Raw genomic sequence first — 23,259 nt, 5'->3', positions numbered from 1 at the left:
CCCAGCGTTCTTACCCCTTTCCTTGCCTCAAGTATCCCCAGTCAATGTCCGGTCGCAGCGATTCACAAGTAACCTCTCCTCCCGTTTCTCGATCCAAATTGACAGCCAACCCCGCACCTGCGCGGCGGTTTCCATAAGCCACTTGCTTCAGTTGGCCGACCGATGTTCCGCAGTGCCGTGCGAGGGCGTCGACCCCTTCCTTGTCTATCGTTTTCAAATATTCGCTAAGCGTCATAGACACCTCCAATGCCCGGCAGATTAGCAATTGCTAATTATGAAGGCAATAGCAACTCGTAATTTACTGTTTGCTAACGGAAAGCAATCATCTGCAGATGGACATTAACGAAAGGCGCATCGCCTCCCTCCGTACGATCATGGGGAACCTGAGCCAGAAGGAATTCGCCGAGGCTCACGACCTAGACGCGTCGTACCTGTCGCAACTGCTCAACGGCCATCGCAAGCTGGGGGAAAAGGCTGCGCTTAATCTCGAGCTCAAGATTGGGCTTGCAGCAGGGACGCTGACATCTCCTCCAATGGAGGAACCCTCCATCGCAGCCCCAACCAACGTGGTTCGCCTGCCCACCAGGGCAGCAAAGGACAAGAACTACGTTCTGATTCCGCATCTCGATGTCGCGGCTTCTATGGGGCATGGCAAGGCAGCCCCGGAAATGCACATTGAAGTCATCCGCGACATGACGGTTCACCTAGACTGGCTCAGGATGCAGGGCCTTAGTTTTTCCAACATCGACAACCTGGCGATCATCACTGGCGATGGCGACAGCATGTCTGGCACATTCGCAGACGGCGATGCCCTGCTTGTGGATCGCGGGATCACCGAGGTGAAGACAGACGCAATTTATGTCTTCACCCTCGATGGCGATCTGTACATCAAACGCCTGCAGCGTCTGACTGGAGGCCAGCTCCGAATGATCTCCGACAATCCTATCTACCCACCGATTACCATCGACGAGTCGATGATCGAGCGGATGCATATCCAGGCCCGTGTCCTACTGGCCTGGAACGCGAAAAAGCTCTAACGCCTTCTCGGGTTGTGTCCCACCGGCCATCCGCCGGGGCGCAACCACGCCCATGCAATTTAGCATCTGCTATTGAACAATTATTTAGCTTTTGCTAATTTCAGCTTCGTGCCCCTCTCTCACATCAAGGACACGAAGAATGAAATCAGCACAGCACAACGGATCGGTAGCAATTCTGATCCATCCAACCACCTGCAGCAGCGTGGAAAAAATACAGGCATTCCAACGCAGCACCGGCTTGCAGCTGGTCGTCACGCTCGAAGGTAAAGCCCATGCTGTACCTGCCAATGGGGGTGCTGCATGAGCGAATTCAGGATCTCCCTTCGCCAGATCATGCTGCTGCAACGCACCTTGGATAACGGCGGCACTGCGACCTGCAAATTGCAGCGTCCCGAAGCCACGGTCGATGCACAGATCGAGATCGAAAATGACAGTACTCATCACAGCATCAAAGTGACCCTTGGGCCGCTATGCAACAGCCTGAAACTTCCGCGCGCCCTCTCTACCAAGTGCCAGTCCTTAAGAGATTTTGTGCAGGACATCGCGAATGGCCGGGCTGACTCCGCAGCCCAAACGGAAGAAGCGCTTGCTCTCATGGAGGCGCAAGTCAGCGTTGAAGAGGTCCTGCAGACGGGTCAGACAGCCTACGTAATCGCCACCGTAAACCGACAGCTTCCACTTGGCGCCGTGGTGACTGACGACCAGGGAGATGTCTGCGCTGCAGTGACGGGAGCCACTAAAGAGCAGCTCGCAGCAGCAGTCCGCGCGAAGCTCCGGCCCAGCCCTGACGGTATCGGGAAATGCGCATGAGTACGCTGGAACAGCTCCGCAGCGAGTGGACCACCCCCTGCCCAACGCTCACTGCTGTCAGAGAGCGATATTTCCCCCACATCGGGTCAGACAGGCGGTTCAAAGAGCTGATCAACAAAGGGCGGATTGATCTTCAGCTGAGCAAGATCGACAGCTCAAAGAAAGCCCAGCACGTGATCTACCTGCACAACCTTGCCGCTTATCTCGACCGGCAGGCCGAACGCTCTACCCAATCTGCTTGACCAGGCGGCCCCGGCCATCAGGGGCTCATGGCCCCCGCCGACTCTCACACCAACGGCGGAGGGCTACATTTGGAGCACAGCACATGCAACCGCATCAACAAGTTCTTGCCCTGGGCATCATCTTCCTAGTCACCCTGGCCATCCTGCCTTTCCTGTTCGCGAAAGCTCGGCATCGTGCCTTCAACAGGGGCTTGGAAATCGGGAAACAGCGTCTGCAAGCCGATCTGAAATTGCAGATACAAAGCCTGCAAGTGGACCTGGACGAAGCACGGGTTCAAGCCGAGGCGAGCCAGCGCAAGCACCACATGGCTGTAGCACATCTCAAAGGCAACGTCCGCGAGCTCGAAGCCAGGATCATGTCGTATACCGGACTGGCAGTGACCAGGGCGGATTACGAGCTGCTCATCAGCGCCTTGGAAACCCTGAGCCTCACCGAGCGGACGTTAACCGCAATGAAGGCAACTCAGCAGGCATCACGCGCCAAACTACAAGCCGTTGGACTGGACGGTCTGGCTAAACGCATTCACACCCAACTGCGCGAAACCCCTGCCAGTGCCGCAAGCGCTGAGGTGGCAGCATGACGACCGCTCAGCAAATCAACGTTGCAGGCGCGCAGCAGCAGGCCCTTCCCTTCCAGCGGGAGCTGTACGTGGATCTGTTCGCAGGCGCGGGCGGAGCCAGCAGCGGCGGCGCACGCGCCTATCGCGACCCTGATGTGGCCATAAACCACAACCCTATTGCTATCGCTGTTCACCGAGCTAATCACCGCAAGACCCGACATTACATCAGCGACATTTACGAAGTTGATCCACTGAAGGCCACCGGCGGCCAGCCAGTTGGCATCCTGTGGGCTTCACCGGACTGCCGGCACTTCTCCAAGGCCAAAGGTGGCGCGCCACGCAGCAAAAGCGTTCGCTCCCTGCCATGGGTCGTTGTCCGCTGGGTGTTTGCGACACGCCCGCGCCTGTTCCTCATGGAGAACGTCGAGGAGTTCCAGGCATGGGGTCCGCTGGACGATGCTGGTAAACCGCTCAAGACCGAGATGGGCCGCACCTTCAAGGCGTTCGTATCCTGTCTTACCACCGGCCTGCCTGCCGATCATCCCGACATGGCGGAAATCATGGATTGCATCGGCCAGTGGGTTCCCATGGAAGCTCTGGTGCGCGGCCTAGGCTGCAAAGTGCAATGGAAAGAACGCCGTGCGTCCAACGCTGGGTCACCGACCATCCGCAAGCGCCTGTTCCTGATCGGTCGCACCGATGGCCGTCCCATTGTGTGGACCAAACCCAAGAGACACGAGAACCCTCAGGCCGACCAGTTGCCATGGCGAACGGCGGCGGAGTGCATCGACTTTTCCGACCTGGGCAAAAGCATCCTGGACCGCAAGCGCCCGCTGGTAGACAACACCTGCCGCCGGGTCGCGAAGGGATTCTGGCGGCACACAGTGCTGGCCGAGCAACCGTTTGTCATCCCGTTGAACGATCAGCAGCTGGCTGCCGCCAGCCTCACCGAGTTCGCCAACGCGAGCAACCAGCGAACCTTCAGCATTGCAGAGCCGTTGCGCACCCAAGTTGCCCAGGTGAAGGGCGGCCACTTCGCCCTGGCAGCAGCACACCTCACGCACCTGCCCACAGGCAGCAGGCACTATGCTCTTGCCGCATCACACTTCGAGCAAGCCAACGGCGGGTTCTACAACGGTGACGGGCGGGCCGCAAAGGCACCACTGAGCACCATTCTCGGACGAGGCACCAATCAGCGTCTGGCCACCGCCTACCTGGTGAAGTACTACGGCACGGGTGGACAGTGGCAAGGCGTGGAAGAGCCTATGCACACGCTGCCAACGAGAGAGCGCATGGCGCTGGTCACCATCGTGCAGGTGCCAGCCGCCATTCTGCCGCCGGAACTGATGGAACGAGCCCGGAAGTGCGCCCACTTCCTGCACAAGTACCTGCCTGAACACTTCCCCGAGCCAGTGGATGTGGTGCTGCTCGGCGAGTACGCCCTGGTGGATTTCACCCTGCGCATGCTCAAGGCACCAGAGCTGAAGCTGGCGCAAGGGTTCAGCCCTGACTACATCCTCGATCGCGGACTTTTTGAGAATCCTCACACGGGCCAGCTGGAGTGGCGCGCCATCAATAACACCGACCAGATCCGACTTATTGGCAACAGTGTTTGCCCTGACGAGGCCGAGGATCTGATCGCCGCCAATGCCAAGGATCTGATCGATCTGTACCAGCGGGAGGCAGCATGAGCCAGCACGACCATCCCGCACCCGATGCGAAACTCAACGCAGCCGCGTGGCTCGGCCAGGCCGGGCTGTACCGCTCTCGGTTTGAAGCCGTGCAGAACGGCGAGCAGCTCTTGGAGCCAGTGTCAGCAGACGAGCTATTCGAACTCGCGCGCAAACACGTTCTCGAGGCCTGCATTCATGCCTAACCCAACACGCATCTGGCAGCTGATCAGCCTTGTGCTCTTTGTGGTGCTGGTTGCTGCCCTGATCGAGCTGTATCGCAGCAGCACTGCCCGCTGCCCAGCAGGCCCGCTAAGGACTGTCGACAACAGCCAGAACTACGAGCGCCTGGCCCTAAGCCCGAACGCACGCCGCGCCCATGAGAGGTATTCGTTGTGACCACCACACAGACCTACACCCCGACTACCCGGACGCCGAAGGGCATGCAGCCCATGCAACGCCCCGCCATGTCGTTCATTTGCGACATTTGCGGCAAGGCTCGCGTGAAGGGCAATCACGACCAGTGCTCCAAGGCCCGCCAGGCAGCTGGCTTCATCATCATGCGAGGTCGCAAATCATGAACACTGATCCACGAGACCTGTTCATCAGCCTCAACCCCCTCGGCCTGGACGAGCGCGAACTGAAGAAAGACAGCTCCGGGTTCGCCGACGAGCGCACGCATAGCGATTACCTGGTGTTCCTGTCTGGCTACAAAGCCGGCGCTGTGGACGCAGAGAAAAGCGGATGTCGGCGCCAACGCCCGATAAATGCCGAGGGCTACAAGCCCGAGATCAGTCCCCTGATCTTCGATGTGCACTGCACAGATGCAGCGCATTGCCGCAGCCTCGGCAAAGCGGAGGGCGATACGCCCGACAACAATATCCCCCGCGAGCAGCTGCGCGCAGACATGGCGACGGCTAAGGCTGACCATGACGCCAATGCACAGAACGCAATCGATCTCCGCAACCAGTTGGACGAGCGGGATGGACTGCTGCGCGATTGCTTCACCGCCATGCTCAAAGGTGGCTACTCGAAGCCCTTGCGCGAACGCATAAAAGCCGCGCTATCCGCCAGTGCAAAGCGCGAGGCACGCCATGACTGAGCGTATCCGTCCACCCATGGCTTCGCACAGCCTCGATCTTCCTGCCATCTGCGATGTCTGCGGCAAAGGCAGGTCGACCAGGCGACACACCACATGCAGCCGGATCCGCCAGCAGCGCGAGAGCGATAAGTGGGCTGCCTACATGGCCAACGTGGCCGCAAAAAAACATCAGCAGGCGCAGCGCCTGCGACCCCTTCGGTAAGTCGGAGAATATTTTATGGCTAAGCAACAAGTTAAACCCATCCACGAAGCAAACAACCCGACTTCCGAGGCAGTGCAACTTCTCATCACTCCCGCAGTATGGATTAGAAAGGAATTGTTATTTCCGGTTTTCGGGTTGAGCACTGAGGCCGTGCGCAAATATCGCGACCGTGGTATCTGGCTGGAGGAAAAACAGTGGCGCACTGACCCGGCCAACGTCATTGTCTACAACCGCGTTGAAATCGAAAAGTGGATGGCCGGCCATCCATGAGTGTGAAACTCCCAGCAGGTGTCAACGCCCTACCGACGGGCGTCGATATCAATGGCAACCTTCTGCGGATCGCCTTCATGTACGAAGGCGAACGCCGCCGGGAGCCACTACGTAACGTCGCCAAGATCAACAAGGCCGCCATCGCCTATGCGGACAACAAACGCAGAACGATACTGGCCGAGATCAAGGAAAACCGCTTCGATTATGCGGCTCACTTCCCCGACTCGGTTTGGCTTAAGGCTAGACAAGAACTACCGAACGAGCCCGCCAAAAGAACTGTAGACGAAGGGATAGCCCAGTGGCTTGAAGTTGCCAAGGTCAAAAAAGCCCACAGTACGTATATAAACTATAAGAGCAAGTCCGAACACGTCAGAAAAAAGTTTACCAGCAGAACAATCGCAAGCATCCCCAAGAGCGAACTTGAATTATTCCAAGCCGAACTACTTACAAATGGCCTCAAACCGAAAACCGTAAACGACATCTTCACAATAATAAGGGGGGTGTGGGGGGATGCGTTCAGCGATGAGATCATCAAGTTCAACCCCCTGGAGCGCATCGAGAACATCCAGTCTGACAGCGACAGCGAATTCGCCGACCCATTCACCCGAAGCGAGATCGAGCGGATAGCCGCCGCCGACCCGGAACGAATGGCAGACAGCCGGATGATCGTCTTCAACTGTTGGGCCGGGCTGTCTCTGTCCGAGTTGATCGCGGCCGGTGTAGAGGACGTCGACCTGGTGGCCGGCACTCTCACAATTCGACGCGCCCTGGTCGCAGGGGAATTCAAGGTACCGAAGGAACGCTCGCGTATTCGAACGGTGGAGCTGATTGCGCCGGCCCTGGAGCTGCTGACCATGATCGTGGCCGAAGCCAAGGATGCCGAACCCACGCACATCACCGTTGTGCAGCGAGACAACATCACGAAAAAGCATGAGCGAGTCCGCTTCCTGTTCCGCAGCTCCACCAGCGGCCTGCTGTGGAACGGCAAGACCGTCAGCAACTGGTTCACCGCCCACCTTGAGAAAGCAGGCATTCGCCATCGAGGCGCCAACCAGGCACGCCATACGTTCGCGAGCCAAGCACTGTCGAGCTACGTCCCGATTGAATGGGTGGCCCGCCAACTCGGCCACAGCGACACGACCATGGTGCGCAAACACTACGGCCGCTGGATTTCGAAGGACACCAAGAGCATGGCAGACATCGTATCAAAAATGATGGGTTTCATTGATAAGTGATTTGTACGGGCAGGGTAAGCCTGCCCCGTATTCACCCCTTAAAACCAGCTACCACACCAACTTGCTCAAAAGTAGATCCCGAGAACGTCATCCCGCCGATGGTTAGCGAAGAAGCCCCACCATGTATAGTAAATCCAACCGAACGCAAGTCCAACTCAGAAACAACCGCCTGCCCCTCTCCTGTTTGCTCAATTCTAAGCACAGTGGCGCCATGAACCTTCACCAACAACTGACGCCCTATTTCTTCTACCCTTACCCAAGGGTGCTTTGAAACAGAAGAATCCACTAATGGAACAAACTTACCTTTCTTGGGATCCGCCACCGCAAAAAGCCAAATTTGCGGTTTGACACCAGCACCTATTATCAGAGGAAGCTTATCGCCAACTGAAAATATGTGTCCGCCACCCAAAATACGATTACTACAAAGATTCAGGCTATCATATGGCTTATAGTTTTTGGGCAAAGAATTTAAAGTATACATATCAACCCTCTACTCGCCGACGAACTTTTGGGGCAGTTCTAAAATGTTCATCGATAGCTTTTAGCAAGTCTTTCTTTTCATTCTTGCAAACACAACCAATTAAGAAGAGAACTACAACCAAGCCGACGCCAGCCCCTAGCGTCCACCACTCCCCGCTAGAAAGTGGCGGGTTAGATTCATTCTCAAGATGTGCAATAAACTTCGGCAGGACACTTAACAAATAGCCAAAGGTAGCAAAACCGACATTTAACGCCCAACTGTAGGCAGAGACCCACCCATTTTTCAGGATCACATGTTCAGACGCGCTGAGTGAATAGTCTGCTTGCACCGTAGCGACCATGAACTCGCCACTGTACAAACTATCTGCGTCAAGATCTCGAAGGCCTTCTCGCTTCGCAATGGCCAAATCACACCCCCGCCCCCTTCAAAGCTCAAATGATGCCACAGCGACACCACAACAGGCGATCCTTCGAAGCGGCACCATACTCTAGGGCACTCTGGAGCTTATGGGCCAACGCGGCCAGATGCGGCCTCACACGGCATAAATCTGCCCTAAATTTGCCCTAACACATAGGCCTGAAACGACGAAGCCCCCGAAAACTTCAACGTTTTCGGGGGCTTCGACTACTTCACATATGGCGGAGAGATAGGGATTTGAACCCTAGGTACTGTTGCCAGTACAACGGATTTCGAATCCGTCCCGTTCGACCACTCCGGCATCTCTCCAATGCCGCGCATCATACCAGCGTTCTTTTAAAACGCAAACCTTTTTTTCAAAAAAACCGCGTGGTATCAGGCGCTTGCGTGAACCCGTCGCTTACAGCGGCACGCCCAGGCGCTTGGCAACTTCTTCGTAGGCTTCGATCACGTCGCCCAGGCCCTGACGGAAGCGGTCCTTGTCCATCTTCTTACGGGTTTCTTTGTCCCACAGGCGGCAGCCGTCCGGGCTGAACTCGTCGCCCAACACGATCTGGCCGTGGAATACGCCGAACTCCAGCTTGAAGTCGACCAGCAGCAGGCCGGCGTCATCGAACAGCTTGCTCAGCACTTCGTTGACCTTCAACGACAGCTTCTTCATTTCTACCAGCTGCTCGGCGGTGCCCCAGCCGAACGCGACAACGTGGGATTCGTTGATGAAGGGGTCGCCCTTTTCGTCGTTCTTCAGGAACAGCTCGAAGGTGGACGGCTCCAGCTTGATGCCCTCCTCCACGCCCAGGCGCTTGACCAGGCTGCCGGCAGCGTAGTTACGCACCACGCACTCGACCGGGATCATGTCCAGCTTCTTCACCAGGCACTCGTTGTCGCCCAGCAGCTTGTCGAACTGGGTCGGCACGCCGGCTTCTTCCAGTTTCTGCATGATGAAGGCGTTGAACTTGTTGTTCACCATGCCTTTGCGGTCGAGTTGTTCGATACGCTTGCCGTCGAACGCCGAAGTGTCGTTACGGAACAGCAGGATCAAGCGGTCGGCGTCGTCGGTCTTGTAAACCGATTTGGCCTTGCCGCGGTAAAGTTCTTCGCGTTTTTCCATGATTGGGCTCCGCTTGCTTGAGGTGTTGGGCTAGGCGATTTCGCGCCAGTCGAGCCCGTGTTCCTGATTCGCCACCTGGAGCCAGTCCGGGTCGCACCCAAGGGTGTCGACGAAGCACTGGCGGGCCAAGTGTGGCAGGTTGTTCTTGCTGCTGAGGTGGGCCAGCACCAGGTGTTGCAGGTTGTTCCAGCCCAACTCGTGCACCAGGCGCGCGGCCTGGTGGTTGTTCAAATGCCCTTGCATGCCACCCACCCGCTGCTTCAAAAAGGCCGGATAGTGACCGCGTGCCAGCAGGTCGCGGCAGTGGTTGGCCTCGATCAGCAGTGCATCCAGGCCCTGGTAACGCTCCAACAGCAGCGCGTCGTACGAACCCAGGTCAGTGAGCATGCCAAAACGCCGCTGACCATCGCTGACCACGTACTGCAATGGCTCGTAAGCATCGTGCTCGACCCGCGCTGCGGTTACTTCCAGGCTGCCGACGCGCAGGCTTTGGCCACAAGCGAGAAAACCGGCCACCTCTACCGGCTTGCGCATGCCGCGCAAGGTCCCTTGGCTGAGGTAGACCGGTACATTGTAGCGCCGTGACAGCAAGCCGACCCCATGCACGTGGTCGGCATGTTCGTGGGTGACCAGTACCGCACTGAGCTGGGCCGCCGACACGCCGAGCAGCGCCAGGCGCCGCTCGGTTTCGCGCAGGGAAAAGCCGCAATCGACCAGGATGAACGTGTCACCACTGGCGATCAGCGTGCCGTTCCCTTGGCTGCCGCTTCCGAGTACCGCGAAGCGCACTTAGCCCAGGTGGTCCTGAATGGCGCTCAGCACGCGGCGGGCGACATCGGCCGGAGCCACGGTGTTGATGTTTTTCTCGACCGTGACCTGCACGCTCTCACCCACCTTGCTCAGGCGAACCTGGTAACGCTCGGCACGGGCTTCACGCTCTTCCTTGGTCGGCTCGCTGCCGAACAGGCGGCTGAAGAAGCCAGGCTGGTTCTGCTTGTCTTCAGGCTTTTCGGACAGGTTGATGTAGTACAGGCCCAGGCTGCGGTTGATGTCTTCAACACGCCATTCGCCACCCTGCTCCAGGGCACGGCCTACGCCAGACCAGGCGCGGTCCAGGTCAGACCCCAGGTACAGCACCGGGTTGCCGCTGCCGTCTTCACTCAGGCTGACGCGGCTTGGGGCGTCGAAATCGCGCGCGGCCAGCAGCGACACCGAACCACCCTTCTCGGCGCTGCGGTTCATGCTGGCAAGCATTTCGTCGACCAGCAGGGCATCGGTGCCGATATTGCTGGAGGTGGACGGGAACGCAGGATCGGCAGTGCTGCCCGCCGGGCGCTCGACGCTGACCACATACACCTCGGAGGTGTTGCGCTGCACGCCAGGCTCCATGCGCACACGCACACGCACCTCGCTGTCACCGCTGCTGGCAGTGCTGGCCAGACGCTGGCCAAGCGATGCCGACAGCTCATCGAAACGCTGCCAGGTGGTATTGAACTCACCTGTCTGCGGGCGCTCTTCAGCAATGCGGAAGCCGTTGTCCTCGAAGAACTGCCGGGCTACCGGCCACACTTCGGCTGGCGAATGCTGGGCCAGTACCCAGCGGCTGCTGCCGCTGCGCTGCAGGCTGTAGTCGGTAACCTGGGCGGCACCGCCAGTCAGCGGTTGCGGGCGAGGCACTTCGAACTCACCCGCGACGTTATCGTCAGCGACGTTACGCGGAATCGGCAGCAGCGGGTCAAGGCGCTTGACGTTGCTGGCGTCCGGCGGCAGTTGCATCGGCGCGGTCGGGTGCGCCTGCAGGTAGTCACTGCCGCGGTCGCGGAAATAGCCATCCTCGCCCCACAGCCAGCCACACCCGCTGGTGCTGGAGATAATCAGGGCAAGGGCGGAAAGACCAGCCAGTCGCTTCATGCGGTGTACTTCCTCTTAAACCAGTACGCCGGACTGGCGCAAGGCAGTACGGACTTTTTCGTGGCAGCCTTCGCTCAGCCAGGTCAGGGGCAGGCGAATACCTTTTTGCATCAGGCCCATTTCGACGAGCGCCCATTTCACCGGGATCGGGTTGGACTCGCAGAACAGGTCTTTGTGCAGCGGCATGAGTTTTTCGTTGATTGCGCGGGCCTTCTCGGCATTGCCCTCAAGGGCGGCCTCGCACAGGTCGGCCATTTCGCGCGGAGCGACGTTGGCGGTGACGGAGATGTTGCCCTTGCCACCCATCAGGATCAGCTCGACGGCAGTCGGGTCGTCGCCAGACATGACGATGAAGTCCTTGCTGACGCCATCGAGAATGGCCTTGGCGCGGGCCAGGTCGCCCGTGGCTTCCTTGATGCCGATGATGTTCGGCACGGTCGACAGGCGGATCACGGTCTCGGCCTGCATGTCGCAGGAGGTACGGCCGGGAACGTTGTAGAGGATCTGCGGGATGTCGACGGCTTCGGCAATGTGCTTGAAGTGCTGGTACAGGCCTTCTTGCGTTGGCTTGTTGTAGTACGGCACAACCAGCAGGCAGGCGTCGGCGCCAGCATTCTTGGCGTTCTGGGTCAGGTGCACAGCTTCGGCGGTGGAGTTGGCACCGGTGCCGGCGATGACCGGAATCGGTTTGGCGCTGCGTTTGACGCGCTCGACCACGTGCTTGATGACCAGGATGTGTTCTTCGACATCCAGCGTGGCCGACTCACCGGTGGTGCCGACAGCGACGATCGCATGGGTGCCGTTTTCCAGGTGGAAGTCTACAAGTTTGTCGAGGCTGCCCCAGTCAACACGCCCTTGTGCATCCATGGGTGTGACCAATGCCACCATACTGCCCGCAATCATGTAACTGCTCCTGCCGGAAAAAGAGAGCGGTAATGGTACTGGGGGCATCGACCTTGCACAAGCGAAGCAGGCGGGTGGAGCATTCCCCTCGGCGGCTTATTTCGCTACCCTTGGCCCTTTGATCGGTGCAGCGCGGCCCGCCGGGCCGTCGACCTTGCTCCCCGCCAGCGTCCAAGACCTCGCATGCGAGCCCCGGGCCCTGCCGACAGGAGGCTTTTGCCCGTCCTGTGCCGACCGCTCATCGCTTTAGGAATGCTGCATGTCCACCCCCACCGTCCGCGAACAATTCCTTGTCATCAGTGCCCTGGGCCCGAACCCCATGGAGCTGGCCAACGTCCTCAGCCGCGCTGCCTTCGAAAACCGCTGCGCGGTGGTCACCTCGCGCCTGAGCCGCCACGGCGAGACCAGCGCCCTGGTGCTGCAGGTGGGCGGCAGCTGGGACGCCCTGGCACGTCTCGAGTCCACCCTGCCAGGCTTGGGCAAGAAGCACGGCCTGACCCTCGACGTGGTCCGCAGCGCAGACCAGGAAGTGCGCCCGCAGGCCCTTCCGTATGTAGCCTACGTCAGCGCTGCCTACCGCCCGGACATCATCAACGAGCTGTGCCAGTTCTTCCTTGACCACCGCGTCGAGCTGGAAGCCATGACCTGCGACACCTACCTGGCGCCGCAAACCGGTAGCAGCATGCTCAACGCCCAGTTCACCGTGATTCTGCCGGCCGGCACGCAGATCAGCTGGCTACGCGACCAGTTCCTGGACTTTGCCGATGCCCTGAACCTCGACGCACTGATCGAGCCATGGCGTCCCCAGAACCCAATGTAAGGAAACCGATCATGGCTGTAGCACTCGACCAACCTGTCGCCGACTTCCAGGCCCAGGCCACCAGCGGGCAAACCGTCAGCCTTGCCGAACTCAAGGGCCAGCAGGTGGTGGTGTACTTCTACCCCAAGGACAGCACCCCAGGCTGCACCACCGAGGGCCAGGGCTTCCGCGACCAGCATGACGCCTTCGCCGCGGCCAACACCGTGGTATTCGGTGTGTCGCGTGATGGCATCAAGTCGCACGAGAACTTCAAGGCCAAGCAAGGTTTCCCGTTCGAGCTGATCAGCGACAAGGACGAGGCCCTGTGCCAGCTGTTCGACGTGATCAAGCTGAAGAAGCTGTATGGCAAGGAGTACATGGGCGTTGACCGCAGCACTTTCCTGATCGACAAGGACGGGGTGCTGCGCCAGGAATGGCGTGGCGTGAAAGTGCCCGGGCATGTGGATGCAGTTCTGGCTGCTGCTCAGACCTTGAACAAGGCTTGAAATTGAATGGGGCTGCCTTGCAGCCCTTCGCGGGCACGCCCGCTCCCACAGGAATTGTGCAGGGCCCAGTGGGAGCGGGCGTGCCCGCGAAGGGCCGCAGAGCGCCCCCAATGACATTCAAAGCATCGGTGAAACGCTAGGCTCCTGCTTGGGCCACGCATCCAGCACGGCCTTGATCAGCGTCGCCAGCGGGATGGCGAAAAATATCCCCCAGAACCCCCATAGCCCGCCAAACAGCAGCACTGCACAAATAATCGCCACCGGGTGCAGGCTCACCGCTTCAGAGAACAGCAGCGGCACCAGCACATTGCCATCCAGCGCCTGGATGATCGCGTACACCGTCATCAGGTAGATGAACTGGTCGCCCCAGCCCCACTGGAACAGCGCAATCAAGGTGACCGGCACAGTCACGACCACCGCGCCCACGTAAGGCACCACCACCGACAGCCCCACCAGCAACGCCAATAGCGCTGCGTAGTTGAGCCCCAGGCTGATGAAGGCAATGTAAGTGGCAATGCCGCAGATCAAGATCTCGATGCCCTTGCCACGGATGTAGTTGGCGATCTGCCGGTTCATCTCGCTGCCCACCCGGCTCAACAAGGTGCGCTGGCGCGGCAGGTAGCCGCTGACCCAGCGGCCAATGAGTTCGCGATCCTTCAGGAAGAAGAACACCAGAATCGGCACCAGCACCAGATAGATCATGGCGTTGACCAGCAGTGGCAGGCTGGACAGCGAGAAGGTCAGCGCCCATTGACCAAATTTGCCAATTTCACCGCGCACCGACTCGATGGCGTGCAATACCTGCTCGTCCGACACCAGGTGCGGATAGCGCTCCGGCAGCAGCAACAACAACGACTGCCACTTGCCGAGCATGCCCGGCAGCTCGTTGAACAGCGTGATCAACTGGTGCCACAGCAGCGGTACCAGCACCAGCATGAACACCGCCAGTGCGCCCATGAACAAGGCGAACACCAGCATCACCGCCAGCCGTGTAGGTACGCGCACACGCTCCAGGGCGTTGACCAGCCCCTGCATCAGAAACGCCAGCACCATGCCCGCCAGCACCGGCGCGAGCATGCCGCCCAGGGTGAGCACTGCGGTAAACGCCAGGAACAACAGGACCGCCAGCACCACCGCTTCCTCATCGGAGAAGTAGCGCTGCACCCAGTCGCGAAAGACTTTGAACATTGACGATCCTTGGAAAAGACTCAGGCCTTGCGCAGCCAGTAAGTATAGGTACCGGCCTCGGCCGTTTCATGCAGCAGGGTATGACCGGCCAACTGGGCGAAAGTGCGGAAGTCGCGCTGGGAGCCTGCGTCAGTGGCGATTACCTTGAGCACAGCGCCACTGGCCAGGCGATTGAGCTCCATCTTGGCCTTGAGCAGTGGCAAAGGACAATTCAGCCCGCTGGCGTCCAGTTCGGCGTCGCAGGTCAGGGTGTTACTCATCGCAGGGTCTCCATAGGCATCGCCAGGCTGCTTCTTGGCATGGCTGGCTAGGATAGCGCCACTGGTCGTCAACGTGTGAGCCCGCTACAGTAGGTATCTTTGATCCGACGCGAGCTTCATGCATGAATCTACTGCGCCCTACCCTGCTGACGCTGGCCTGCCTGATGGCCCTTCCCGGCCATGCTGACGACCTGCCATCACTGGGTGATGCCAGTTCTGCGATCGTCTCGCCGCAACAGGAGCACCAACTGGGCCGCGCCTGGCTCAGCCTGCTGCGTGGCCAGGTCAATCAGCTCAACGACCCTCAGCTCAAGGACTACGTCGAAACCAGCGTTTACAAGCTGGCCGAAACCAGCCAGCTGCAGGACCGGCGCCTGGAGTTCATCCTGATCGACAGCCGCGAGCTCAACGCCTTCGCAGCCCCAGGTGGCATTGTCGGGGTCAACGGTGGTCTGTTCCTCAACGCCCAGACCGAGGGCGAATATGCCTCGGTACTGGCCCACGAACTGGCGCACTTGTCGCAACGCCATTTCGCGCGTGGTGTCGAGGCCCAGCAGCGGATGCAGCTGCCGATGATGGCGGCGCTGCTGGCCGGCATCGTGCTGGCCGCAGGTGGCGCCGGCGATGCGGGCATCGGCATGATTGCCGGCACCCAGGCAGCGGCCATCCAGGAGCAGCGGCGCTTCTCGCGCCAGAACGAACAGGAAGCCGACCGCATTGGCATCCAGAACCTGGAAAAGGCCGGCTACGACCCGCGCAACATGCCGACCATGTTCGAGCGCCTGGCACGCCAGTACCGGTATGACGCCAAACCGCCGGAATTCCTGCTGACCCACCCGGTGACCGAATCACGTATTGCCGACACCCGTAACCGCGCCGACCAGGCGCCCAAGGGTGGTATCGAAGACAGCATGCGCTACCAACTGATCCGCGCCCGGGTGGCACTGATCTACGAGGGCACACCGGGGCTTGCCGCCAAGCGCTTCCGCGCCCAACTGGACGAAGACCCAAAGCTGGACGCTGCACGTTATGGCCTGGCCTTGGCACAGATCAAGGGTGGGCAATTGAACGAGGCGCGTGAAATGCTCAAGCCGCTGCTGGCCAAGGCGCCCAACGACATCACCTACAACCTGGCGCAAATCGACCTGGACATCACCAACAACCGTCTTGCCGACGCCCAGCAGCGCGCCGAACGGATGCAGGGGCTGTACCCGGGCAACTACCCGTTGAAACAGGTGCGTGCCGACCTGCTGGTGAAACAGAACAAGCCGGCCGAGGCCGAGAAGGTATTGAACGAGCTGGTCAAGAGCCGCCCGGATGACCCGGATGTGTGGTACGACATGGCTGAAGTGCGGGGCTTGTCGGGCAATACCATCGGCTTGCACCGGGCACGGGCCGAGTACTTCACACTGGTCGGCGACTTTGACCAGGCAATCCAGCAGCTGGATTACGCCAAGCGCCGGGCGGGTGGGAATTTCCCGCTGGCCTCACAGATTGACCAGCGCCAGCGCGAGATCATGGAGCAGCGGCGCATGGTTCAGGAAATGATGGGGCGCTGAAGACGATTCGCGGGCTCGCCCGCTCCCACAGCTACTCCACCGCCTTGGTAAACGGTGCAATATCTGTGGGAGCGGGTGAGCCCGCGAAGAGTATGACGCGGTCTGGCGTCAGGCATTACCAGACAGCTTCAGCCGCGCCGCCTGGGTAAAGTCCAGCATGCGGTTAAGCGGCTTGATGGCCTTGGGCACCAGCGCCGGGTCGACAAAAATTTCGTTGGTGCCGTTACGCAGGCAATCCAGCACCCGCTCCAGGGTGTTCATCGCCATCCACGGACAATGCGCACAGCTGCGGCATGCCGCGCCGTTGCCGGCGGTGGGAGCTTCGACAAATTCCTTGTCCGGGCACAGCTGCTGCATCTTGTAGAAGATGCCGCGGTCAGTGGCGACGATGAAGGTTTTGTTCGGCAGGGTCTGGGCAGCCTTGATCAGCTGGCTGGTGGAACCTACCGCGTCAGCCAACTCGATCACCGCTTCCGGCGACTCGGGGTGCACCAGAATCGCAGCATCCGGGTACAGTGCCTTCATGTCGGCCAACTGGCGCGACTTGAACTCTTCGTGAACGATGCAGGCACCGTCCCACAGCAGCATGTCGGCGCCAGTCTGCTTCTGGATGTAACGGCCAAGGTGCTGGTCCGGGCCCCAGATGATGGTTTCGCCGTTGTCCATCAGGCTTTCGACAATTTCCAGCGCACAGCTCGAAGTCACTACCCAGTCGGCGCGTGCCTTCACCGCTGCGGACGTGTTGGCGTAGACCACCACGGTGCGTTCAGGGTGCTGGTCGCAGAAAGCCGAGAACTCTTCTACCGGGCAGCCCAGGTCGAGCGAGCAGGTGGCCTCCAGGGTCGGCATTAGCACGCGCTTTTCCGGGGTGAGGATTTTTGCCGTCTCGCCCATGAAGCGCACACCGGCCACGATGACCGTTTCGGCAGGGTGATTCTTGCCGAAACGGGCCATTTCCAAAGAGTCGGATACACAGCCGCCGGTTTCTTCAGCCAGCGCCTGGATGACCGGGTCGCAGTAGTAGTGGGCAACCAGCACGGCATTCTGGGCCTTGAGCTCGGCAGCGATGGCCGCACGGTATTCGGCCTCCTGCTCGGCTGTCAGCGGGTTGGGCTGCTTGGCGTCGAGGTGGGCCTGAACCAAAAGGCGTTCGGAAATCTGGGTCATGATCGCTGGACCTGCAGGCGCGCTTGCGCGTCAAATCGAGTGTATCACCCGGCCCTGGCAGATCGGCTAAGGGTGCCGGACGGCACACTGACCGCCACGGCCCTCTGCGGGCGCGGATTATTATCGGAGGCCGAAGGCTACAGACAATCCAGCGATTACTAAAGGGGTTTTTGTGTTGCCTGTACTGGCCTCTTCGCGGGCACGCCCGCCCCCACAGCTCCTGTGCTGCCCTCAGGGGCAATGAGTAACCTGTGGGGGCGGGCGTGCCCGCGAAAAGACCGGTACAGGTTCAATCAATCAACCCTGCGGCGACAGGGCCGCCAGATGCGCCGCCATGAACATGGCGAATTCTTCCACGGTCATTTTTCGGCCATTGAAATCGACCATGCCCTCGGCATAGTGCAGGCTGCTGACCACATCATCGCCCTGCACGGTGGCCATGCCGCTCTGCAGCGCCATCATGCCGACCATCTCCCCCGCCTGGCTCGACTGCATGGCAATGGCTTGGGCATCGGTCTGGCCATCCAGCAAGGCTTGCAAGGTCGCCAGGTCACCGATCATCGGCTTGGACAGCGACAGCTTGCCTTTCACCTCAGTGATGATCTGCTTGCTCAGCTGGTCCGGCGGCAGGTCGAAGCTGGCCGGCGCGGCGAGGTCCATCGACAGGTTGAAGCGGCTCTCGCCATTGGCGGTCTTGAACGACAAGTTTTCCACCGCCAGCTTGGGCTTGGCGGCCAGCAATTTCTGCAAGTCACCCTGGAAGCGGGCCTTTTCGGCATCGTCCATCTGGATCTGCGGCACCGGCTGACCAGCCGCACTGGCGGCCTCGAACTCAGGCAAGTGCGACTGGTACCACTTCGACAAGGCCTGCAGCGCCGGGGCGTTGACCGAGGTCACGCTCACCGCCATCTGTGCCTTGCCTACCGCGCGGCCATCCCAGCTGATGTCGCCGACCTTGTACTCCGCGCGGCCACCCACGGTGTCCGTGCCCTCGAGGGTTTGCAAGGCCTTCTGCTCCAGCCCCTTGATCAGCAGCACCTGCTGTTTCGGCCCAAGTGTGACCTTGGTTTCGGCCAACGCCAGATCGACGTTACCCACATAGATGGCATCGTGCGCGGTGGCTGCGAGGTTACCGCCAAACTTCAGCCCTTTGAGCTCGAACGTGGCCGGCGGCTGGTCGTCTTGCACCCGTTTAATCACGAGACTGTCGGCCTGGCCGTGGAACGTCGAGGCCTTGCCTTCCTTGTCCCCGCTGGCTTCGAACTGCATGCCCGAGAAATCCAGGCTGTTGCCGTCCGCTTCATCAAGCCTGAGCGGCGCCAGCTGAACCTGGCTGACCACACTGCCGCTGTAACCCAGGCTGGTCTGCGCACTGATCGGGGCCTTGCCACCCGCAGCAGCGAACCATGGCGCGACGGCCTCATCCTTCTGCAGCGTGCTGTTGCTGACCGCCATTACCGGCATCAGCTTCAGCGCCCTGACCCTGGACCAGGGAAACGGGCCGTGCTCGATCTGGTCGGTCACGCCTACGTCAAAATTGATCACCTCACCCTCACCCACGTTGATGTCGCGAGCCTTGAGCCGGTACTGGGCAGTACTGCTGAAGAGGTGCTGCTCCAGCGACACGCGCTCGATGCTCATGCTACCGCCGGTGCTGACCAGGGCCTTTCTGAGTTCGGCGTTACTGCGGGCAAGCGCGTTGTCCAGCTCTGCCGGCAGCTGCTTGCCGGTGTACCAGGCGCCTGCGGTAGTTGCGACGGCAATGGCGATAGCCAGGCCGGAAAGGATGCCAACTGTTTTCTTCATGAATAGAACCGATTGCTGTCCGTAAGGGCTTCGAAGGCGGCCAGTGGCCACGCAGAAAACGAAGAGTACCACCCCCGATTGGGCCGAGTGCTGGCTCAGGTCGAGAAATGCCATTTTTCGGACACGTCTGACACCGAGACAAGGCAAGCACAGGATTCGTTAATTTTTACGAACACTCCAATTGATCACAATCGCAAATAAACGCGCAAAAACCGAACAAAACCCGGATTTAATCGATAAACATTTCAATTCAGCAACATCTTGTCATGTTTAACTTGACACTCACCTATCCATCGTTTTTTATTTTCACCACTTTGCGCGCTCCCCCGCGCCTCCCGCCGCTCCAACATAAAAGGTGAACAACATGGAGCCCATCCGCTCGCCCTTGCCGCATGCGCAATACACCGTGCCCGTCGTTTACGCCCAGCAGCAGGAGCCATGCCAGCATGCAGCCTGACCAGAGCGCTTCCGGCCACGGCCAACTCCGCAAAACCCTGCGCCTCTGGCACGTGATCATCATCGGCCTGGCCTACCTGACCCCGATGACCGTGTTCGACACCTTCGGCATCGTCAGCGGGATTACCGCCGGCCACGTACCCAGCGCCTACATTCTGGCGCTGGCCGGCATCCTGTTCACTGCCGTGAGCTACGGCACCCTGGTAAAGCGCTTTCCGCAGTCGGGCTCGGCCTACACCTACACCCAACGCGCAATCAACCCGCACGTGGGCTTCCTGGTGGGCTGGTCTTCACTACTGGACTACCTGCTGCTGCCAATGGTCAACGCACTGCTGGCCAAGCTTTACCTCTCAGCCATGTTCCCGGAAGTGCCGGAGTGGATGTGGGTGGCCGGCTTCGTCACCCTGATCAGCCTGATCAACATGCGCAGCGTGAACCTGGTGGCGCACTTCAACCTGCTGTTCGTGGGTGTGCAGGTGGCGATCATCGCCGTATTCATTTACCTGTGCGTGCGTGGCCTGGACCATGGTGAAGGGCTGGGTACCACCTGGAGCCTGATACCGTTCGCCGACAGCCAAACCCAGTTCAGCGCCCTGGCCGCCGGTGCGACCATCCTGTGCTTCTCGTTCCTGGGCTTTGACGCGGTCACATGCCTGTCCGAGGAAACTCGCGATCCGGCCAAGACCATCCCCCGGGCGATCTTCCTCACCGCATTGATCGGTGGCGTGGTGTTCATCACTGTGTCGTATTTCATCCAGGCCTACTTCCCGACCATGGCCCGTTTCCACGACCAGGAAGCGGCCCTGCCGGAAATCGCCCTGTACGTTGGCGGCAAGCTATTCCAGTCGATCTTCATCGCCTGCACCGTGATCAACACCATCGCCTCGGGCCTGGCCTCGCAAACCAGCGTGTCGCGCCTGCTGTATGTAATGGGCCGCGACAACGTGATCCCGGCCAGCGTCTTCGCCCGCCTGCATTCGCGTTACAAGACACCCGTGCTGAACATTGCCGTGGTCGGCGTCATTTCGCTGTCGGCGATCTTCTTCGACCTGGTGACTGCCACCTCGATCATCAACTTCGGCGCCCTGGTTGCGTTCAGCTTCGTCAACCTGTCGGTGATCAACCACTGCTACCTGCGTGAAGGCAATCGCAAAGGCCTGAGCAACCAGTTGAAGTACCTGGTACTGCCTACCATCGGCTTCTGCATCATCGTCTCGCTATGGCTGGACCTGAACGCACATTCGCTGATGTTCGGCGGCATCTGGGCTGCGCTCGGGCTGATCTACCTGGGCTGGCTGACCAAAGCCTTCCGCTCGGCACCGCCCAACTATGTCGCCGAATGACCCCTGCTGCCCACAACGCCCGCGCCTGACCGCGGGCGTTGTACTTGATCGATAAGGAAAGCCTCATGCCGCTGCGTCGCCTCTCCATCCAATGGAAGATCACCCTGCTCGCCGGGCTGTGCCTGCTGGCCATTGTCGCCTTGCTGGTAGCCACCTCGCTGACCCAGGCGCACCGCAGCGCTGCCCTGGTCAACCAGGCCAACACCGCCATGCTTGAAAACAGCGCCCGCCAGCGCCTGCAGGCCCAAGCCGAAACCCAGGCCTTGCGTATCCAGCGCTACTTCATGGATGCCTACCAGTACGGCAATGGCTTTGCCCGCCTGGTGCAAGTGCTGAAGGCCCGGGGTGGTGGCGACCTGCGCGCCGAACTGACCCGCCAGGCGCGTGCCAGCCTCGCCGGCAACCCGGACGTGATCGGCCTGTACCTGGTGTTCCAGCCCAACGCCCTGGACCAACAGGACAGCCAGTACCTCGGCCAGGACGCCATGGGCAGCAATGAGAGCGGGCGTTTCTCGCTGTACTGGTCACAACCCAGTCCCGGCACCCTGGAACTTGAAGCCATGCCGGAAACGATGCTCGGTGACAACAGCATTGGCAGCAACGGCGCGGCGAAAAACCGCTGGCTGACCTGTCCGCAGGACACCGCCAGAACCTGCATGCTCGAACCGTACCTCGACGAGGTCAACGGCCGTCAGGTGCTGATGACCAGCATCGCTCTGCCATTGCTGGAACACGGCAAGGTAGTCGGCGTGGTCGGCCTGGACATCGGCCTGGCCAATCTGCAGCAACTGAGCGTGGACGGCCGCCGCGATCTGTTCGACGGCCAGGGCCAGGTGAGCATCGCTACCGCCGCCGGTCTGCTGGCGGGCAACAGTCGCGACGACAGCGCGCTCGGCAAGCCCATGGACAAGGCAGTACCCGACGGCCTGCTGCGGGTGGCCCACCCCTTCACGCCAATCCCTGACACAGCCCCGTGGCAGGTTCTGCTGGAGCTGCCAGAAAGCGTGCTGCAGGCGCCTGCCGTCGCCCTCAACCAGCGCCTTGATGCCCATAACCAGAACGCCAACCTCACCAGCCTGCTGATAGGCATTGGCACAGCAATCGCGGGTTTGCTGCTGGTGTGGCTGACCGCTCGCGGTGTTAGCCGGCCAATCCTGGCCGTGGCTGCACGCCTGGAAGACATTGCCAGTGGCGAAGGCGACCTTACTCGCCGCCTGGACTACGCCCGCCAGGATGAACTGGGCCAGCTCACCAACTGGTTCAACCGCTTCCTCGACAAGTTGCAACCGATTATCGCCCAGGTCAAAGGGTCGCTGCAGGAGGCACGCGACACCGCCGACCAATCGGCGGCCATCGCCAGCCAGACCAGCAACGGTATGCAGCAACAGCATCGCGAAATCGAACAGGTGGCCACAGCGGCCAACGAAATGAGCGCCACGGCCCTGGATGTCGCCCACAACGCCTCGCAGGCGGCCCAGGCCGCACGTGCTGCGGATCAAGCCAGCCAGGAAGGCTTGCAATTGGTCGACAGCACGCGCCAGGGCATCGACCGCCTGGCCGCAGGCATGAACACTGCCATGGACGAGGCGCGCGCACTGGAAGACCGCAGCGGACAAATCGGCTCGGTGCTTGAAGTGATCCGCACCATTGCCGAGCAAACCAACCTGCTGGCACTGAATGCCGCCATCGAAGCGGCCCGCGCAGGCGAAGCCGGGCGTGGCTTCGCCGTGGTTGCCGATGAGGTGCGCGGCCTGGCCCAGCGCACGCAGGTTTCGGTGGAGGAAATTCGCCAAGTTATCGAAGGCCTTCAGCAAGGCACCCAAGACGTTGTCGGGGCCATGCATGCAGGCCAACGCCAGGCCCAGGACAGCGCCGCACGCATGGAACAGGCATTGCCAGCACTGCAACGCATTGGCGAGGCGGTGGCGGTCATCAGTGACATGAACCTGCAAATTGCCTCGGCAGCGGAAGAGCAGAGCGCGGTGGCTGAGGAAGTGAACCGCAACGTGGCCGGCATCCGCGATGTGACAGAGTCACTGGCTGGCCAGGCCGACGAATCAGCACGTATCAGCCAGGCATTGAACCGGCTGGCCAACCAGCAGCAGGCGCTGATGGAGCAGTTTCGCGTCTGACCTGCAAGGGCCTCTTCGCGGGCAAGCCCGCTCCCACAGGGGCGTAGTGGCTTTCGAGGCTGGTGCAGACCCTGTGGGAGCGGGCTTGCCCG

Annotated in this window: 28 protein-coding genes, 1 tRNA gene and 1 pseudogene; 18 read left to right on the top strand and 12 right to left on the bottom strand. The window is 60.4% G+C overall.

Going from position 1 to position 23,259, the window contains the following annotated elements:
* Positions 1 to 10: 10 nt before the first annotated feature.
* Complete coding sequence (locus AC3B5Q_RS06255; protein WP_019096612.1) at positions 11 to 235, bottom strand: transcriptional regulator; 225 nt, start codon at positions 233 to 235, stop codon at positions 11 to 13.
* A 97-nt stretch (positions 236 to 332) separates the two neighbouring features.
* Here AC3B5Q_RS06255 and AC3B5Q_RS06250 point away from each other — a divergent pair, with 97 nt between their 5' ends.
* The 12 genes from AC3B5Q_RS06250 (at position 333) to AC3B5Q_RS06195 (ending at position 7,128) form a co-directional block, all read left to right on the top strand.
* Positions 333 to 1,037, top strand: coding sequence for a LexA family transcriptional regulator (locus AC3B5Q_RS06250; protein WP_019096611.1), 705 nt, complete (start codon positions 333 to 335; stop codon positions 1,035 to 1,037).
* 139 nt (positions 1,038 to 1,176) lie between these two features.
* On the top strand, positions 1,177 to 1,341 hold the full coding sequence (locus AC3B5Q_RS06245) for a hypothetical protein (protein WP_488392910.1): 165 nt from the start codon (positions 1,177 to 1,179) through the stop codon (positions 1,339 to 1,341).
* Complete coding sequence (locus AC3B5Q_RS06240) at positions 1,338 to 1,847, top strand: hypothetical protein (protein ID WP_488392909.1); 510 nt, start codon at positions 1,338 to 1,340, stop codon at positions 1,845 to 1,847. Before AC3B5Q_RS06245 ends, AC3B5Q_RS06240 begins: the two co-directional genes overlap by 4 nt.
* Complete coding sequence (locus AC3B5Q_RS06235; RefSeq protein WP_019096608.1) at positions 1,844 to 2,089, top strand: pyocin activator PrtN family protein; 246 nt, start codon at positions 1,844 to 1,846, stop codon at positions 2,087 to 2,089. The genes AC3B5Q_RS06240 and AC3B5Q_RS06235 overlap by 4 nt, the downstream gene beginning before the upstream one ends.
* 83 nt (positions 2,090 to 2,172) lie before the next feature.
* Positions 2,173 to 2,670 carry a hypothetical protein gene (locus tag AC3B5Q_RS06230; protein WP_133978496.1) on the top strand — a complete coding sequence of 166 codons (498 nt, stop codon included), beginning with the start codon at positions 2,173 to 2,175 and terminating at the stop codon, positions 2,668 to 2,670.
* Complete coding sequence (locus tag AC3B5Q_RS06225; RefSeq protein WP_488392908.1) at positions 2,667 to 4,340, top strand: DNA cytosine methyltransferase; 1,674 nt, start codon at positions 2,667 to 2,669, stop codon at positions 4,338 to 4,340. Before AC3B5Q_RS06230 ends, AC3B5Q_RS06225 begins: the two co-directional genes overlap by 4 nt.
* The gene (locus tag AC3B5Q_RS06220; protein WP_133978492.1) at positions 4,337 to 4,525 is read left to right on the top strand and encodes a hypothetical protein; all 189 of its coding nucleotides are present in this window, start codon (positions 4,337 to 4,339) and stop codon (positions 4,523 to 4,525) included. The genes AC3B5Q_RS06225 and AC3B5Q_RS06220 overlap by 4 nt, the downstream gene beginning before the upstream one ends.
* The gene (locus AC3B5Q_RS06215; protein ID WP_133978490.1) at positions 4,518 to 4,718 is read left to right on the top strand and encodes a hypothetical protein; all 201 of its coding nucleotides are present in this window, start codon (positions 4,518 to 4,520) and stop codon (positions 4,716 to 4,718) included. The genes AC3B5Q_RS06220 and AC3B5Q_RS06215 overlap by 8 nt, the downstream gene beginning before the upstream one ends.
* On the top strand, positions 4,715 to 4,900 hold the full coding sequence (locus tag AC3B5Q_RS06210) for a hypothetical protein (RefSeq protein ID WP_133978488.1): 186 nt from the start codon (positions 4,715 to 4,717) through the stop codon (positions 4,898 to 4,900). Before AC3B5Q_RS06215 ends, AC3B5Q_RS06210 begins: the two co-directional genes overlap by 4 nt.
* Positions 4,897 to 5,421 (top strand): hypothetical protein, encoded by a 525-nt coding sequence (locus tag AC3B5Q_RS06205; protein WP_488392907.1) that lies wholly within the window; start codon positions 4,897 to 4,899, stop codon positions 5,419 to 5,421. Before AC3B5Q_RS06210 ends, AC3B5Q_RS06205 begins: the two co-directional genes overlap by 4 nt.
* A 217-nt stretch (positions 5,422 to 5,638) precedes the next feature.
* Positions 5,639 to 5,893, top strand: a complete 255-nt coding sequence (xisR, locus tag AC3B5Q_RS06200; RefSeq protein WP_488392906.1) for an excisionase family protein — start codon at positions 5,639 to 5,641, stop codon at positions 5,891 to 5,893.
* Positions 5,890 to 7,128: an Arm DNA-binding domain-containing protein gene (locus AC3B5Q_RS06195; protein ID WP_488392905.1), complete on the top strand. Its 1,239-nt coding sequence runs from the start codon at positions 5,890 to 5,892 to the stop codon at positions 7,126 to 7,128. Before xisR ends, AC3B5Q_RS06195 begins: the two co-directional genes overlap by 4 nt.
* A 31-nt stretch (positions 7,129 to 7,159) precedes the next feature.
* On the opposite strand, the gene AC3B5Q_RS06190 is transcribed toward AC3B5Q_RS06195, so the two are convergent.
* The 7 genes from AC3B5Q_RS06190 to dapA all read right to left on the bottom strand — a co-directional run bounded on the left by AC3B5Q_RS06190 (position 7,160) and on the right by dapA (position 11,951).
* Positions 7,160 to 7,609, bottom strand: a complete 450-nt coding sequence (locus AC3B5Q_RS06190; RefSeq protein WP_488392904.1) for a hypothetical protein — start codon at positions 7,607 to 7,609, stop codon at positions 7,160 to 7,162.
* A gap of 1 nt (position 7,610) precedes the next feature.
* Positions 7,611 to 7,937 (bottom strand): hypothetical protein, encoded by a 327-nt coding sequence (locus AC3B5Q_RS06185; protein ID WP_488392903.1) that lies wholly within the window; start codon positions 7,935 to 7,937, stop codon positions 7,611 to 7,613.
* A 308-nt stretch (positions 7,938 to 8,245) separates the two neighbouring features.
* Positions 8,246 to 8,335: transfer RNA gene (locus AC3B5Q_RS06180), tRNA-Ser, on the bottom strand.
* 91 nt (positions 8,336 to 8,426) lie between these two features.
* Complete coding sequence (gene purC / locus AC3B5Q_RS06175; protein ID WP_003254733.1) at positions 8,427 to 9,137, bottom strand: phosphoribosylaminoimidazolesuccinocarboxamide synthase; 711 nt, start codon at positions 9,135 to 9,137, stop codon at positions 8,427 to 8,429.
* Between the two features lie 30 nt (positions 9,138 to 9,167).
* Positions 9,168 to 9,926, bottom strand: a complete 759-nt coding sequence (locus AC3B5Q_RS06170) for an MBL fold metallo-hydrolase (RefSeq protein WP_021783347.1) — start codon at positions 9,924 to 9,926, stop codon at positions 9,168 to 9,170.
* Positions 9,927 to 11,048, bottom strand: a complete 1,122-nt coding sequence (gene bamC / locus AC3B5Q_RS06165) for an NlpB/DapX family lipoprotein (protein WP_021783346.1) — start codon at positions 11,046 to 11,048, stop codon at positions 9,927 to 9,929.
* A 15-nt stretch (positions 11,049 to 11,063) separates the two neighbouring features.
* Positions 11,064 to 11,951 carry a 4-hydroxy-tetrahydrodipicolinate synthase gene (dapA, locus tag AC3B5Q_RS06160; RefSeq protein WP_003254739.1) on the bottom strand — a complete coding sequence of 296 codons (888 nt, stop codon included), beginning with the start codon at positions 11,949 to 11,951 and terminating at the stop codon, positions 11,064 to 11,066.
* 259 nt (positions 11,952 to 12,210) lie between these two features.
* Between dapA and AC3B5Q_RS06155 the strand changes: the two genes are divergently transcribed.
* Both AC3B5Q_RS06155 and AC3B5Q_RS06150 read left to right on the top strand, forming a co-directional pair.
* Positions 12,211 to 12,771, top strand: coding sequence for a glycine cleavage system transcriptional repressor (locus AC3B5Q_RS06155; RefSeq protein WP_003254741.1), 561 nt, complete (start codon positions 12,211 to 12,213; stop codon positions 12,769 to 12,771).
* Positions 12,772 to 12,782: 11 nt separating this feature from the next.
* Complete coding sequence (locus tag AC3B5Q_RS06150) at positions 12,783 to 13,256, top strand: peroxiredoxin (protein ID WP_014755600.1); 474 nt, start codon at positions 12,783 to 12,785, stop codon at positions 13,254 to 13,256.
* A gap of 117 nt (positions 13,257 to 13,373) precedes the next feature.
* Here AC3B5Q_RS06150 and AC3B5Q_RS06145 read toward each other — a convergent pair whose 3' ends face one another.
* Positions 13,374 to 14,444, bottom strand: coding sequence for an AI-2E family transporter (locus AC3B5Q_RS06145; RefSeq protein ID WP_021783345.1), 1,071 nt, complete (start codon positions 14,442 to 14,444; stop codon positions 13,374 to 13,376).
* Between the two features lie 20 nt (positions 14,445 to 14,464).
* Positions 14,465 to 14,704, bottom strand: a complete 240-nt coding sequence (locus tag AC3B5Q_RS06140) for a sulfurtransferase TusA family protein (RefSeq protein ID WP_021783344.1) — start codon at positions 14,702 to 14,704, stop codon at positions 14,465 to 14,467.
* Between the two features lie 122 nt (positions 14,705 to 14,826).
* On the opposite strand from AC3B5Q_RS06140, the gene AC3B5Q_RS06135 reads away from it, so the two are divergent.
* Entirely contained in the window at positions 14,827 to 16,263 is a 1,437-nt protein-coding gene (locus AC3B5Q_RS06135; RefSeq protein WP_101196315.1) for a M48 family metalloprotease, read from the top strand.
* 108 nt (positions 16,264 to 16,371) lie between these two features.
* Here AC3B5Q_RS06135 and nadA read toward each other — a convergent pair whose 3' ends face one another.
* Together nadA and AC3B5Q_RS06125 are read right to left on the bottom strand one after the other, a co-directional pair.
* Positions 16,372 to 17,430, bottom strand: a complete 1,059-nt coding sequence (gene nadA, locus AC3B5Q_RS06130; protein ID WP_003254747.1) for a quinolinate synthase NadA — start codon at positions 17,428 to 17,430, stop codon at positions 16,372 to 16,374.
* Positions 17,431 to 17,727: 297 nt separating this feature from the next.
* Positions 17,728 to 19,236, bottom strand: a complete 1,509-nt coding sequence (locus tag AC3B5Q_RS06125) for a YdgA family protein (RefSeq protein ID WP_021783343.1) — start codon at positions 19,234 to 19,236, stop codon at positions 17,728 to 17,730.
* 446 nt (positions 19,237 to 19,682) lie between these two features.
* Here AC3B5Q_RS06125 and AC3B5Q_RS06120 point away from each other — a divergent pair, with 446 nt between their 5' ends.
* The 3 genes and pseudogenes from AC3B5Q_RS06120 to AC3B5Q_RS06110 all read left to right on the top strand — a co-directional run bounded on the left by AC3B5Q_RS06120 (position 19,683) and on the right by AC3B5Q_RS06110 (position 23,167).
* Positions 19,683 to 21,035 carry an APC family permease gene (locus AC3B5Q_RS06120; RefSeq protein WP_101196312.1) on the top strand — a complete coding sequence of 451 codons (1,353 nt, stop codon included), beginning with the start codon at positions 19,683 to 19,685 and terminating at the stop codon, positions 21,033 to 21,035.
* 65 nt (positions 21,036 to 21,100) lie between these two features.
* A pseudogene (mcpU, locus tag AC3B5Q_RS06115) lies at positions 21,101 to 22,309 on the top strand (methyl-accepting chemotaxis protein McpU); the annotation flags it as partial.
* A 102-nt stretch (positions 22,310 to 22,411) separates the two neighbouring features.
* Positions 22,412 to 23,167, top strand: a complete 756-nt coding sequence (locus tag AC3B5Q_RS06110; protein ID WP_370688784.1) for a methyl-accepting chemotaxis protein — start codon at positions 22,412 to 22,414, stop codon at positions 23,165 to 23,167.
* Positions 23,168 to 23,259: the final 92 nt, after the last annotated feature.

Source organism: Pseudomonas sp. D5(2026) (genome assembly GCF_057766845.1).
This window is presented reverse-complemented; position numbering and strand designations above follow the sequence as displayed.

Coding starts and splice junctions, on each gene's coding strand:
- AC3B5Q_RS06190 (WP_488392904.1), bottom strand. CDS start 7,609: ATGTATACTTTAAATTCTTTGCCCAAAAACTATAAGCCATATGATAGC.
- AC3B5Q_RS06255 (WP_019096612.1), bottom strand. CDS start 235: ATGACGCTTAGCGAATATTTGAAAACGATAGACAAGGAAGGGGTCGAC.
- AC3B5Q_RS06145 (WP_021783345.1), bottom strand. CDS start 14,444: ATGTTCAAAGTCTTTCGCGACTGGGTGCAGCGCTACTTCTCCGATGAG.
- AC3B5Q_RS06235 (WP_019096608.1), top strand. CDS start 1,844: ATGAGTACGCTGGAACAGCTCCGCAGCGAGTGGACCACCCCCTGCCCA.
- AC3B5Q_RS06125 (WP_021783343.1), bottom strand. CDS start 19,236: ATGAAGAAAACAGTTGGCATCCTTTCCGGCCTGGCTATCGCCATTGCC.
- AC3B5Q_RS06120 (WP_101196312.1), top strand. CDS start 19,683: ATGCAGCCTGACCAGAGCGCTTCCGGCCACGGCCAACTCCGCAAAACC.
- AC3B5Q_RS06250 (WP_019096611.1), top strand. CDS start 333: ATGGACATTAACGAAAGGCGCATCGCCTCCCTCCGTACGATCATGGGG.
- AC3B5Q_RS06150 (WP_014755600.1), top strand. CDS start 12,783: ATGGCTGTAGCACTCGACCAACCTGTCGCCGACTTCCAGGCCCAGGCC.
- AC3B5Q_RS06195 (WP_488392905.1), top strand. CDS start 5,890: ATGAGTGTGAAACTCCCAGCAGGTGTCAACGCCCTACCGACGGGCGTC.
- AC3B5Q_RS06135 (WP_101196315.1), top strand. CDS start 14,827: ATGAATCTACTGCGCCCTACCCTGCTGACGCTGGCCTGCCTGATGGCC.
- AC3B5Q_RS06110 (WP_370688784.1), top strand. CDS start 22,412: ATGCAGCAACAGCATCGCGAAATCGAACAGGTGGCCACAGCGGCCAAC.
- bamC (WP_021783346.1), bottom strand. CDS start 11,048: ATGAAGCGACTGGCTGGTCTTTCCGCCCTTGCCCTGATTATCTCCAGC.
- AC3B5Q_RS06220 (WP_133978492.1), top strand. CDS start 4,337: ATGAGCCAGCACGACCATCCCGCACCCGATGCGAAACTCAACGCAGCC.
- nadA (WP_003254747.1), bottom strand. CDS start 17,430: ATGACCCAGATTTCCGAACGCCTTTTGGTTCAGGCCCACCTCGACGCC.
- AC3B5Q_RS06205 (WP_488392907.1), top strand. CDS start 4,897: ATGAACACTGATCCACGAGACCTGTTCATCAGCCTCAACCCCCTCGGC.
- purC (WP_003254733.1), bottom strand. CDS start 9,137: ATGGAAAAACGCGAAGAACTTTACCGCGGCAAGGCCAAATCGGTTTAC.
- AC3B5Q_RS06215 (WP_133978490.1), top strand. CDS start 4,518: ATGCCTAACCCAACACGCATCTGGCAGCTGATCAGCCTTGTGCTCTTT.
- AC3B5Q_RS06155 (WP_003254741.1), top strand. CDS start 12,211: ATGTCCACCCCCACCGTCCGCGAACAATTCCTTGTCATCAGTGCCCTG.
- AC3B5Q_RS06240 (WP_488392909.1), top strand. CDS start 1,338: ATGAGCGAATTCAGGATCTCCCTTCGCCAGATCATGCTGCTGCAACGC.
- AC3B5Q_RS06225 (WP_488392908.1), top strand. CDS start 2,667: ATGACGACCGCTCAGCAAATCAACGTTGCAGGCGCGCAGCAGCAGGCC.
- AC3B5Q_RS06245 (WP_488392910.1), top strand. CDS start 1,177: ATGAAATCAGCACAGCACAACGGATCGGTAGCAATTCTGATCCATCCA.
- xisR (WP_488392906.1), top strand. CDS start 5,639: ATGGCTAAGCAACAAGTTAAACCCATCCACGAAGCAAACAACCCGACT.
- AC3B5Q_RS06230 (WP_133978496.1), top strand. CDS start 2,173: ATGCAACCGCATCAACAAGTTCTTGCCCTGGGCATCATCTTCCTAGTC.
- dapA (WP_003254739.1), bottom strand. CDS start 11,951: ATGATTGCGGGCAGTATGGTGGCATTGGTCACACCCATGGATGCACAA.
- AC3B5Q_RS06140 (WP_021783344.1), bottom strand. CDS start 14,704: ATGAGTAACACCCTGACCTGCGACGCCGAACTGGACGCCAGCGGGCTG.